Below are 12,211 nucleotides of genomic sequence, written 5' to 3'. Positions count from 1 at the left end.
AACGTGACTAAACGGTCAATCAATGTGGGTCAATGGTTAATACAGTGATTTCAAACTTGAGTATGCACGCCGGCTGACTTGCACGGGTTCATCAACGCCTTCTAAAACCACTTTATGCGCGCCCGCGACACTCTCCAACTTTACGATACTGTCTTTCTTAACAATGGTGTTTCTGTGCACTTGGACAAAGTGTGTGGGATAGTCTGAAAGCAGCTTTTTTAAAGGGATATCAATTAAAGCATCTCCCTTACCAAAATAGATATGAGTATACCTATCATCGGTTTGGGCAATAATAATATCGGCCACGTTTACCCAACGAATATCGTGCCCCACTTGGAACTGAATTTTGGCCAAAGAATTTGGGAAAACGTGATTCAACAGCTCTGCTAACTGCTGCTGATCAATTGGTTTTACTAAATAGCCCGAAGCATATACTTGATAAGCTTTTAATGCATGCTCTGGATAAGCGGTAACATAGACAAGTTTGATGTCTGGATGCGATTCCCTTAGGTGATGACCTAACTCTATGCCATCCATACCCGGCATAGAAATATCTAAGATAACTAAATCTGGCTGGCTGTTTTCAGCCAACTCAATCGCTTGTTGGCTATTCGCTGCTTCGCCAACACACTCAAAGGTTTCATAGTCATTAAATAACCGTCTTACTCTGCGTCTTGCAATTGGTTCGTCATCAACTACCAGATATTTCATTCAAAGCTCCTAGCGGCAACCTCATTATGGTAGAGAATCTACCACTTTTTTGCGATGTGTTCAAAGTTGCTTCAGGGCCAAAATAAATGAGTAGACGTCGTCTTATATTATTCAGAGCAATCCCTTGTCCAGTTCGGGATTTTGATTGCGCATTGTAGGGGTTTGTCACCTTTATCAATAGCTTGCTTCCATCATGGGTAATATCAATATCTATGTTGCCACCACTTACCAACGGCTCAATCCCATGGACGACTGCATTTTCTACAAGAGGTTGCACTATCAAAGCCGGTACCGTGGCGTTGAGATCTATCTCGGCAATTTGCCAGTTTACATTTAACCTGTGCTCAAAGCGGTATTTTTCAATTGCTAGATACCCTTTGGTAAGCGAGATTTCCTGAGCAAGGCTATGCTTCCTACCACTCGCAAACGCCACCTGCATTAACTTAGCCATGGTCAAGGCAGCTTCTTCCGCTGCATCTGGGTTTTCATGACATAACTCCGCGAGTGTATTTAAGGCATTGTGAAGAAAGTGGGGGCGGATACGAGCTTGTAATGCTTCAAGTTCGGCATTAGCAGCATGTGCAATAGTATTTAAGTTGTCGATGTAAATTGCCATAAAATGCAACAACAGGATCACCACAAAACCGCATATTGCGCTGTTGTTAAGGACAAATTGCCAATTTACTGGGAACACAGGGGAGAAGACAGAATACTGAACCAAAATACTGGTTATGAAGCACACAAATTGAAAGGTAAATAGAACCACTCCAAGCTCAGTTTTAAAGTTAAGCTTCTTGGTTAACTTAGCTGCAGCAGCAATAATTGCCAGAGTGACAAAAGCATTGGCATGGGTAAATAGACTAACCAACCCTAAACTAAGCCAAAAGTCTTTACCGCTGGATAAAGTATAAATAAAGGCGACGGCTTGCGAGCCTATAATCATCGCTAAGATGCCTCGCTCCGTAAGCATCGCCTTTAGTAAACCATGGTCAATTGTCGATGAATTAACCCATGGAGTCATGATTTACCTTAGTTCCACTGGAACTGCAAAAACCACGTTCTCTTCTTGGCCGGGGTTTTCAATAACCGTTTTTCCACCCAAGTCTTTTAAATGCGAAATAACTTGCTGGACCAATACTTCTGGAGCCGATGCACCAGCTGTGACGCCAACTTTCTCAACATTTTCAAACCATGCTGATGAAATGCTCTTTTCATCATCAATCAAATGCGCTTGCGTGCCCATTTTGTCAGCCAATTCACGTAAGCGATTAGAGTTTGAGCTATTTCTAGCACCAACAACAAGAAGAAGATCAACTTTGTCGGCCAGATCTCGTACCGCATCTTGACGATTTTGCGTTGCATAGCAAATATCGTCTTTTCTCGGTCCATGAATATCTGGAAACTTTTGGCGAAGCGCTTCAATAACATCTGCAGTATCATCTACCGAAAGCGTCGTTTGGCTGCAGTAAAACAAGTTACTCGCGTCTTTAACTTCCAGTAATGCCACATCGTCCGGTGTTTCAACTAAGTAAATACCACCATCAGTATTATCGTACTGACCCATAGTTCCCTCTACTTCAGGGTGACCATGATGACCAATTAAAATACATTCGGTACCTTTGCGGCTTGCTCTGGTTACCTCCATATGCACTTTGGTTACCAACGGGCAAGTTGCATCGAATACTTTTAACTCTCGCCTTTTCGCTTCTTTTCTCACTTCTTGCGAGACACCGTGAGCACTGAAGATCACAATGCTATCGTCTGGTACTTGATGCAGCTCTTCAACAAATACAGCGCCTCGGGCACGTAACCCGTCAACAACATATTTATTGTGAACTACTTCATGACGCACATATATCGGCTTTTCAAAAATATCCAGAGCTCGTTCAACAATGCTGATTGCTCTGTCTACACCTGCACAGAAGCCGCGCGGGTTTGCCAACAATATTTCCATCAGTTCTGAACCTCTAAGATATCCACTTCAAATGTTACCACTTGCCCAGCCAGAGGGTGATTAAAATCAACCGTTACAGAGTCACCTGCAACCTCTCTGATCAAGCCAGGAAGTTCGGTACCATCCGGCTGAGTAAAAGCAATAATACTCCCTACTTCAGCTGGCGTATCTGTGCCAAACTTAGTTCTATCTAAATAATAAATATTGTCTGGGTTTGGCATACCGAAAGCATCTTCTGGCTGCAGTTGAAAGGACTTATTATCTCCTTCTTTTAAACCCAGTAAGCAGTTTTCAAAATTTTCTGTGAGGCTTCCATCTCCCATAAATAACTTTGCAGGCTTGTTATTCACTTTTGTCGAGTCTGCGGCAGAACCGTCTTCTAACTTGATTGAATAGTGGAATAACACTTCTGATTTTGGGCCTATGGCTTGTTCACTCACGCTTTTGTCTCCCGAGTTTCGCTTTTATCACCGAAAAATGCATCAAATAGAAGTAGACCAGCACCACCAACGATTGCCATGTCGGCAACATTGAAAGCAGGGTAATGCCAATCTTTATAGTAAAAATGTAGGAAATCGACAACGTAGCCAAGCGTTACTCTGTCGTATAAATTACCAATAGCACCAGCCAATACTAGAGAATATGCACCGCAAAGTACCCAGTTATTTGCTCGCAAGTTTTTTAACCACACAACCAATAATACGCTAATTGCCACAGCAATTCCGCTTAAAAACCAACGTTGCCAGCCGCCAGCTTCGCTTAGAAAGCTAAATGCTGCGCCATAATTGTGCATGTAGGTAAAGTTAAAAAAAGGTAATAGTTCAATAGATTCGTAAAGCTTCATATTTGCCACGACTAGCGCTTTAGTGCCAAAGTCTACTGCAAAAAGCAGTAGACTTAGCCACAACCACACTAGACCACTACGTTCGGTCAAATTGGTCACTTAAAACTCCTATGCAAACTTGCGTTGCTCACCTTCACCATCAACGTTTGTAATACAACGGCCACACAGCTCTGGGTGCTTGTCATTGCTACCTACGTCTTCACTGTGGTGCCAACAGCGGTCACATTTAGCTGCATCTGTCGCAGCCACTTTAATGAACAAACCGTCGATTTCTGAAGAAACAGCATCTTCAGGCTTGCTAGAAACAACTTCAACATGCGCTTTTGAAGTAAGCAATACAAAACGCAACTCATCTTCTAGGCCTTGAAGTTTTTCAGCAAGTTCGCCACCAGTGTAAAGTGTTACCTCAGCCTGTAATGTCGCACCAATTACTTCTTCTTTACGTGCGTTCTCCATTACACGGTTCACTTCGTCACGTACGTTTAACAGCTCTTGCCAGAATGCATTGTCAAACTTCCCGCAAGTTGCTCCGTTGATACCTTCATACCATACATCAGTGAATACAAACTCACCACGTTCACCTGGTAACACTTCCCAGATCTCTTGAGCTGTGAAGCTTAGAATTGGTGCCATCCAGCGAGTCATTGCCTCGGCAATATGGTAAAGCGCAGTTTGACATGAACGTCTTGCATGACTGTCGCTCTTTGCTGTGTACTGCCTGTCTTTGATTACGTCTAGATAGAATGAACCTAGTTCACCCGTACAGAAGTTCATCAATTTTTGCGTAACAACCAGCATTTGGTAGCTGTCATAAGCTTCGACGATCTCATTCTGAAGCTCAGCCGCTCTCGCTACAATCCATCTGTCTAGTTCTACCATGTCTTCAATTGCAACAGAGTCTGTCTCAGGATTGAAGCCACTCAAGTTTGATAATAAATAGCGACTCGTATTACGGATACGGCGGTAACGGTCAGCAGAACGCTTGAAAATCTCGTCTGAAACAGTCATTTCTGCTGTGTAATCTGTTGATGCAACCCACAAGCGTAAAATGTCTGCGCCAAGCTTGTTCATGATGTCTTGTGGAGAAATAACATTACCTAAAGACTTTGACATCTTACGGCCGTTTTCATCAACAGTGAAACCATGTGTCAATACTTGCTTGTAAGGTGCATGGCCGTTAATCGCAACTGACGTCATCATGGAAGACATGAACCAACCACGGTGTTGGTCAGAACCTTCAAGATATAAGTCAGCTGGACCAGTTAGTTCTTCACGAGCATCAACAACACACGCGTGCGTAACACCAGAATCAAACCATACGTCTAGAGTATCTTGAACTTTTACGTATTGCTGTGCATCAGCTTCGTTTAACAAGCTGGCAGGTTCTAGGTCATACCAAGCTTGAATGCCTGACTGATCGACTAAGTCTGCAACTTGCGCAATTAAGCTTTCTGTATCTGGGTGAAGCGCACCCGTATCTTTGTCAACAAACAGTGCAATTGGCACACCCCAAGTACGTTGGCGTGAAATACACCAGTCAGGACGGCCTTCAACCATGTTCGCGATGCGATTCTCACCCCATGCAGGGATCCATTGCGTTTTCTCAATTTCTTGCATTGAGTCTTTGCGAAGATCCGCTTGGTCCATGCTGACAAACCATTGTGGTGTTGCACGGAAAATAATTGGGGTTTTGTGTCTCCAACAATGTGGGTAGCTGTGAGTTAGTGCATGGTGGTGCATTAAAGCACCTTTTTCCGTCAACAGCTCAATGACGTTTGCGTTTGCTTTGAATACGTGCTGACCCGCAAAAACTGGTGTGTCGGGTAAATAAACACCATTTGCACCAACTGGGTTAGCCACTTCTAATCCGTATGCCTGACCCGCTACGAAATCTTCTTGACCATGGCCAGGAGCGGTGTGAACAATACCCGTACCTGAGTCAGTCGTTACGTGTTCACCTAAAATAACAGGTACGTTGAAATCATAGAATGGGTGAGCGACTTCAAGCTTTTCTAACACGTCACCTTTACAGTAACCGAGTACGTGATAATGCTTAAAACCATAACGGTCTAGCGCATCTTTGACTAGCTCAGAACCAAGCACAAGGCGCTGCTCTTTACCTTCGTCTTCAACTTGAACAAGCGCATACTCAAGACCACCATGTACAGCTACTGCGCGGTTTGCAGGTAGCGTCCACGGCGTTGTGGTCCAAATTACAGTACTGATGTTGCCTTTACCTTCATGGCCTTCAGCCAGTGCAAACGCTTTTTCTACCGCGTTTGTATCTGTAAATTCAAAACGAACATCAATTGCTGGAGACTGTTTGTCTTGATACTCAACTTCTGCTTCAGCAAGCGCTGAGCCACAATCTGTACACCAATGAACAGGCTTAGCACCTTTGTGTAAGTGACCATTTTTGATGATACGACCTAAAACACGAATCGCATTCGCTTCAAAGTCAAAATTCATGGTCAAATAAGGCTTATCCCAATCGCCAAATACACCTAAACGTTTGAAATCCGTCTTCTGGCCTTCAACTTGTTTACGGGCATATTCACGACACTTTTCTCTGAACTCTGCAACAGAGACTTTTTTGCCTGGCTTGCCTACTTTTTTCTCAACTTGTAGCTCGATCGGTAAACCGTGACAGTCCCAACCAGGCACATATGGCGCATCAAAATCAGACAACGTTTTTGATTTGATAATAATGTCTTTCAGAATTTTGTTTACTGAATGGCCTAAGTGGATATTACCATTGGCGTATGGAGGGCCATCATGAAGTATAAATGGCTTTTTACCTTTTTTCGCAATGCGAATTTGACCGTATAGATCTTGTTCATACCATTTTTTTAGCATTTTGGGTTCGCGTTGCGCCAAATTGCCACGCATCGGAAACTGTGTTTCCGGTAAATTCAAAGTATGTTTGTAATCGCTCATTTAACTTACTTTCCGTTCGGCTACCTAAATTTTAGAAAATACTGCTTTGGCTGCATCGACATCAGCCGATATTTGCTTTGTCAGATGCGCCAATGACTCAAATTTTTGCTCATCTCGAAGCTTATATAAAAGCTCCACTCTTATAAACTGACCGTAAATATTTTGGTCAAAATCAAACAGGTGTACCTCAAGTAAAGCTCGCTTGCCATTCAATGTTGGCTTTGTGCCTACGTTAGCTACCCCTTTAAAAACTTCATTATTAATATGGGCATTAACAGCAAAAACACCCTGTACTGGGCTAACTTGTCTTTTTAACGCCACATTTGCAGTTCGAAAACCAAGCTCTCGGCCCTTTTTCCAACCATGAATAACGCGTCCAGAAATCGCATAAGTATGACCTAGCATTTCGTGTGCTTTATTTAGGTCTCCCTTTGCAAGTGCCGCACGTATTAAAGTACTACTCACTCGACTATTTTGTTGGCGAAAACTTTGCGTATCTTTTACATGTACACCGAGTTCACTGCCAATTTCAGAAAGCATTGCAAAGTCGCCTTTACGCGCTTTGCCAAATCTAAAATCATCACCGACAGTGAGAGCCTTAACACCCAGTTTTTGATACAAGACTTCACGTACAAAATACTCAGCCTCTAAGTTTGAAAACTTGTTGTTAAAGCTGACACAAATAACTCGCTCAATTCCGATGTCAGCAAGTAAAGTAAGTTTGTCTCGTAGTCTAGTTAATCGAGCTGGCGCTTTGGATTTAATAAAAAATTCCTGCGGCTGAGGCTCAAAAAGCATCACTGTACTAGGCAAGTTGTATTTATCAGCATCGGCTTTCAACCCTTTCAATACTTCAGTATGGCCCAAATGCACACCATCAAAATTTCCGATGGTTAACACACAACCATAGTGATGCGGCCGAATATTATGGATGCCCCTGATCAATTGCATACAACGAGTGCCTTTTTGCTCGAGTCTTCAAAAAGCCCGATTATACCCAAGTTACCTAGAAATGCGAGCTATGAACACGTTTCATCGTGACCTATTTATTAATCAAGTTGCTTGATGTCTTTAATTGTTGATACTCGCACCCCGAAAATAAACATGATTGAAAAATATATAGACATAGCAACCGCTAACAGCCCCCCCAATACAGCTATCTGTATCATGGTGCTTTCTCCCTGCCATGAGAGTTGATAAGAAAGCCAATATACAGTGGCAGCCATTACAATGGTTGCAACTAGAGATTTAATTGCAAACCAAACGGTAAAATTAGACACGCGATAAATATTATCTTTACGCAGCGCCATATATAGAAGCAAAGCATTACACGTTGCCGACAATGAAGTCGCCAAGGCCAAGCCCAAGTATCCAATAAAAGGCGCTAGCGCCAAATTAAATACCATATTCAAAACAAGGGCCTTTATGCCAATTTTTACGGGCGTTTTAGTATCTTGGCGCGCGTAAAAGCCTGGCGCTAACACCTTAATTAGCATAAAGCTCACTAGACCGACGCTGTAGGCTGTAACCCCCGCACTTACGGCTGAAATGTTATCCACTTCACTATTTACAAACTCACCATGGCCAAACAATACGGAGATAATGAGCGGACTAATCACAATTAACCCACCCATTGCAGGGATCCCTAACAACAAAACAAAGCGTACTCCCCAGTCCATGGTTTTCTGAAAGTCTTCAGACTTGTCATTTGCATGTAGCTTAGAAAGTGTAGGTAAAATGACTGTTGCGATAGCGATACCAAATAACCCAAGAGGAAACTCAATAAGTCGGTCCGAGTAATACAGCCATGCAATCGAGCCTGTCATTAATGCCGCAGCGATGATTGTATCAAGCAACAAGTTAATTTGACTTACCGATACGCCAAATATAGCTGGCAGCATTAACTTACGCACTTTAACAACATTCGGCGCTTTCCATGCAAAAGAAGGCTTAGATAACATGCCTAATTTGCCCAAAAAAGGGAGTTGAAACAATAGCTGGATCAAGCCACCAATAAACACCCCTAACGCCAGTGCATAAGCGCCCTGTTCAAACTTCTCATGCAAGAATATTGCACAACTGATCAGGCTTATATTTAACAGCACTGGGGTAAATGCGGCGACTGAGAAGCGGTTATATACATTTAATACCGCGCCACATAACGCAACCAATGAAATAAAAAATAAGTAAGGTATGGTAAATTTGAGTAAATTACTGGCTAGGGTAAATTTGGCTGCATTTTCTCCGCCTTGCCACCAATCAATAAACCATGTCGTGCCAAACAACCCCGCAATCACGGGAGAACCGACAACACCTAGAATTGTTACTATCAATAAAATTGTACCGAGTGTCCCTGCTGCCTGAGCCACAAACACCCTAACTTGATCATCACCATGTTTTTCTTTGATCTCTGACAACACAGGAATAAAAGCCTGCGCAAAAGCGCCTTCAGCGAATAGGCGTCTGAAGAAGTTTGGGATCCGATTTGCAAATAAAAATACATCAGCAGCGAGCCCTGCGCCAAGCAAATTCGCCACCACAGCATCACGCACAAGCCCCAAAACTCGAGACAACATCGTCATCGCACTCACAATCATGCCTGACTTAAACAACCCTTTTGCCACTTAATTCACCCAACTTTCCGATCAGGGCGTCAAGTATGCCACATACCTCGCAGAACCATAATAGAAAACCTATATTCATGCCAACAACCTGCTCGCGCAACATAAGGCTAGGCGTGAGATGTCTGTTTTGCTACAATAGCACCATTAATCAGGGGACTTTGGTTTCTTGATTCGTAGTCTGTTACTGCTGTAGCCGAGGGCCTAAGGTTAAGGAGATAGTCAAAACAGACAGATAGGAGCACATAATTCGGAGCCTATTTCAATTTTGGCGAAAAATTGCGTGCTTTCCGCATGAAACATTTAGGCCGGACAGGTTATTTTTTATTGACATTGGTCCATAAAACAGGCATAGTCCTCGGCCTTAAAACTAAGCTTATTTTTAAAAGATTGTTAGGAGCATACCTTGGCTAACATCAAGTCTGCAAAAAAACGCGCTATCACTAGCGAAAAGCGTCGTCAGCACAACGCAAGTCGTCGTTCAATGATGCGTACTTACTTCAAAAAAGTAAACGCTGCTATTGAAGCTGGTGATAAAGAAGCTGCACAGCAAGCATTCGCTGTTGCAACTCCAATCCTTGACCGCTACGCAACTAAAGGTCTAATCCACAAGAACAAAGCTGCTCGTCATAAGAGCCGCCTAGCTGCTAAAATCAAAGCGCTATAATCTGTGGTAATGGATATAAAAAAACCGACGTAAGTCGGTTTTTTTATATCTGAAATACGGCAACCCTTAAGCAATTTCTAATTTAGGGTAAAACTTCTTCAACATTGCCGCTATTTTTTTCGGAGAAAATGGTTTGACCACAAACCCTTTTGCGCCTCTTTCTATCGCGTCCTTTACATTATCAACTGTCGAGTGTGCAGACACCATGACGACGTTAATGTCTGGATTAATCTGCGCCAAATCAGCAATAAGTTCTTTACCATCACCATCAGGTAATTCAATATCCAAAAAGACAATATCAAAATGACGCTCTTCACACGCATTTATGCACTGTTTTGCCGTAGAGGCTTCTGTCACATTGTCGATTCCCAAATGCATCAACGTCTGATGCAAAAAGCTTCTCACAGTTCCTACATCATCAACAATGAGAATAGAGATTTGTTGTTCCATATCCTTTCCCGTGGGCTAGTAATTAGAAATGCGCTATCATCTATAGCATAGAACTATTATAGAGTCCTGCAACCAAAAGGCTACACCTAAGCATGGCAATTAATCCAAAAAAACAAACACTCCTTAATAAAAGTGAGTTTCAAAAGCAACAAGCCAACAAAAAGAAAAAGCAACGCTTATCACCACAACAACAAATGCGACAACAAGCTCTCCAACAACAAAACATGCAAGCTGCAACCGCAGAAGCCCCAGCTAAAAAAGGCATTAAAAGGCTGATATTTATTGGGGTATTAGCGATTGCGGTAATACTTTTCCCAAAACCCCAATTGATAACTTATAAAAAGCTCGGGCTAGTGGCACAAAGTGTGTATTGGCCTGGATTACCTGGCGTGAAACCCATCCTATTTGATTCCGTATTACAGCCTGTACCAGCGCTTGACAGAGACACACTATATTTGTGTCAAGATGTTTCAAACCCTGATACCTGCCAAAAATATGCAATCATTAAGCAAGAGGGTTTCTTTGCAGCCCTTAAAAGCCTACTAATGGATTAAAAAAACTAATCCGAAAAAGATAAAATTACTCGTTTGAGATGAGCAAAAAAGCGGCGCATAATGGCGCCCCTTTTTAATCATTATGGAGTTATTTTAAGATCATGACTAACGAGTTTGACTGGTTACTAAACACATTGCTACTAGTACTAGGATTTGGAGCTCTTTTTATCAATCATCGTACACTGCTACGTATAGCGGCAGTTATGGCCTGTAGCCTGCTGTTTGTATTATTTAGTCTTGATCTTATGGGTACTTCAGTGATTTCAAATTTAGGTTTAATATTGATCAACTCCTTTTATTTATTCAAAGTTTTTACAGCTGATCAATACGACACGCACTAACTCTGCACGACTTATGGCTGGGACCTACAATCACCAGCCACTAACCATTAAAAATATCTATCGAATAAATATAAATAATTATTCACTATCTCATCTTGCTTTAGGCTTGTTTATTACAGATTTCCAAACCCGTAGCTAAAAAAGCAGCGATCACATTTAGAGAGCTATTCAAACGCCCCCTTGATAAGCTAGAATCGGGAAAATAGTTCTGTAATGGAGAGCAATCATGGCTATGACTGATGAGGAGCTCTTTTTAGCTTCTATGGGCGACGTTGTTCCGTTGGCACAAGATAATAGAGCGCAACTTAAACAACAAAAAAATCAACCTAGTGAAGCCCAGCTTGCTAGGCGCGCGTCAGCAACAAAAGAATTAGACTTTGATCCTAACTTTCTCTCTACAGAGTATGTCGACTTACTCGACCCTCATGATCAACTTGGCTATAAAAAAGATGGGGTACAAGAGGGAGTATATAAAAACCTGCGACTTGGTAAATACCAAATTGATGCGACCTTGGACTTGCATGGCAAGTCTTTTGTAGAAGCACGACAGTCTCTCTTCGAGTTCGTCACAGATTGCCAGAAGCGCAATATTCGCGTGCTGTTAATACGCCATGGCATTGGCCTTAAGAGTAAACCTTTTCCAGCCATCCTGAAAAGCTACTGTAATAAATGGTTGCAAGAGATACCGCAAGTACTGGCGTTTCATTCAGCATTAACATGCCATGGCGGAAGTGGCTCAACCTACACTTTGCTTAAAAAGAGTGATGAAAAGAAATTAGAAAATAGAGAAATACATGCCAAAAGATAATATGTTCTTTGGCATTACGTTAAACGTGGGGCTCTAGGCCCCAACCCAATACTACGTCACTAATTTTGAACCTGAACAGTCTTGCCAACATGTAACTCAACAGCCTGAGCCTGATTGAACCACGCCGACACACCCAAAGCGACTACTGAAATAACGACAAAAGAAAGTTTTACACCACCTTGACCGTTTTTCATTGTATTTTCCTGTTTATTATTGTTTTTTTCCTAACATACTGAATCTTGTTAAGGCGCTCAAGATGTTTTTTTATACAGTAATTTTGTAAATTAAAATTACTCTCACTTACATTTACTTACAAATCATAGA

14 protein-coding genes are annotated in these 12,211 nt (G+C 42.2%); 4 read left to right on the top strand and 10 right to left on the bottom strand.

Annotated elements, in window-relative coordinates; translation table 11 throughout:
- Positions 1-36 precede the first annotated feature (36 nt).
- The 8 genes from N475_RS12955 to murJ all read right to left on the bottom strand — a co-directional run bounded on the left by N475_RS12955 (position 37) and on the right by murJ (position 9,070).
- Positions 37-711 (bottom strand): LytR/AlgR family response regulator transcription factor, encoded by a 675-nt coding sequence (locus tag N475_RS12955; protein WP_063355228.1) that lies wholly within the window; start codon positions 709-711, stop codon positions 37-39.
- Positions 692-1,732, bottom strand: a complete 1,041-nt coding sequence (locus tag N475_RS12950; RefSeq protein WP_063355229.1) for a sensor histidine kinase — start codon at positions 1,730-1,732, stop codon at positions 692-694. The genes N475_RS12955 and N475_RS12950 overlap by 20 nt, the downstream gene beginning before the upstream one ends.
- Positions 1,733-1,735: 3 nt before the next feature.
- Positions 1,736-2,665, bottom strand: coding sequence for a 4-hydroxy-3-methylbut-2-enyl diphosphate reductase (ispH, locus tag N475_RS12945; protein ID WP_063365399.1), 930 nt, complete (start codon positions 2,663-2,665; stop codon positions 1,736-1,738).
- Entirely contained in the window at positions 2,665-3,105 is a 441-nt protein-coding gene (fkpB, locus tag N475_RS12940; protein ID WP_063355231.1) for an FKBP-type peptidyl-prolyl cis-trans isomerase, read from the bottom strand. The genes ispH and fkpB overlap by 1 nt, the downstream gene beginning before the upstream one ends.
- On the bottom strand, positions 3,102-3,608 hold the full coding sequence (lspA, locus tag N475_RS12935) for a signal peptidase II (protein ID WP_063355232.1): 507 nt from the start codon (positions 3,606-3,608) through the stop codon (positions 3,102-3,104). Before lspA ends, fkpB begins: the two co-directional genes overlap by 4 nt.
- Before the next feature lie 9 nt (positions 3,609-3,617).
- Positions 3,618-6,446, bottom strand: coding sequence for an isoleucine--tRNA ligase (gene ileS / locus N475_RS12930; RefSeq protein WP_063355233.1), 2,829 nt, complete (start codon positions 6,444-6,446; stop codon positions 3,618-3,620).
- 24 nt (positions 6,447-6,470) lie between these two features.
- Positions 6,471-7,397, bottom strand: coding sequence for a bifunctional riboflavin kinase/FAD synthetase (gene ribF / locus N475_RS12925; RefSeq protein WP_063355234.1), 927 nt, complete (start codon positions 7,395-7,397; stop codon positions 6,471-6,473).
- 98 nt (positions 7,398-7,495) lie between these two features.
- The gene (murJ, locus tag N475_RS12920; protein ID WP_264373380.1) at positions 7,496-9,070 is read right to left on the bottom strand and encodes a murein biosynthesis integral membrane protein MurJ; all 1,575 of its coding nucleotides are present in this window, start codon (positions 9,068-9,070) and stop codon (positions 7,496-7,498) included.
- A 403-nt stretch (positions 9,071-9,473) separates the two neighbouring features.
- On the opposite strand from murJ, the gene rpsT reads away from it, so the two are divergent.
- Complete coding sequence (gene rpsT / locus N475_RS12915) at positions 9,474-9,734, top strand: 30S ribosomal protein S20 (RefSeq protein ID WP_063355235.1); 261 nt, start codon at positions 9,474-9,476, stop codon at positions 9,732-9,734.
- A 66-nt stretch (positions 9,735-9,800) separates the two neighbouring features.
- On the opposite strand, the gene N475_RS12910 is transcribed toward rpsT, so the two are convergent.
- A complete protein-coding gene (locus N475_RS12910; protein WP_063355236.1) occupies positions 9,801-10,184 on the bottom strand; it encodes a response regulator in 384 nt (127 codons plus the stop codon).
- 92 nt (positions 10,185-10,276) lie between these two features.
- Here N475_RS12910 and N475_RS12905 point away from each other — a divergent pair, with 92 nt between their 5' ends.
- The 3 genes from N475_RS12905 (at position 10,277) to smrA (ending at position 11,887) form a co-directional block, all read left to right on the top strand.
- Positions 10,277-10,738, top strand: coding sequence for a hypothetical protein (locus tag N475_RS12905; RefSeq protein ID WP_063355237.1), 462 nt, complete (start codon positions 10,277-10,279; stop codon positions 10,736-10,738).
- Positions 10,739-10,839: 101 nt separating this feature from the next.
- Complete coding sequence (locus tag N475_RS26085; protein ID WP_063365398.1) at positions 10,840-11,079, top strand: hypothetical protein; 240 nt, start codon at positions 10,840-10,842, stop codon at positions 11,077-11,079.
- A 226-nt stretch (positions 11,080-11,305) separates the two neighbouring features.
- Positions 11,306-11,887 carry a DNA endonuclease SmrA gene (gene smrA / locus N475_RS12895; RefSeq protein WP_063355239.1) on the top strand — a complete coding sequence of 194 codons (582 nt, stop codon included), beginning with the start codon at positions 11,306-11,308 and terminating at the stop codon, positions 11,885-11,887.
- Between the two features lie 59 nt (positions 11,888-11,946).
- On the opposite strand, the gene N475_RS26195 is transcribed toward smrA, so the two are convergent.
- On the bottom strand, positions 11,947-12,081 hold the full coding sequence (locus N475_RS26195; RefSeq protein WP_264373381.1) for a hypothetical protein: 135 nt from the start codon (positions 12,079-12,081) through the stop codon (positions 11,947-11,949).
- Positions 12,082-12,211 lie beyond the last annotated feature (130 nt).

Origin of the sequence: Pseudoalteromonas luteoviolacea DSM 6061 (assembly GCF_001625655.1) — a bacterium.
In the GTDB taxonomy this organism is placed as follows: Bacteria; Pseudomonadota; Gammaproteobacteria; order Enterobacterales; family Alteromonadaceae; genus Pseudoalteromonas; species Pseudoalteromonas luteoviolacea.
Note: the sequence above shows the minus strand (reverse complement) of the source record. Positions and strands in the feature narration are given on the sequence as shown.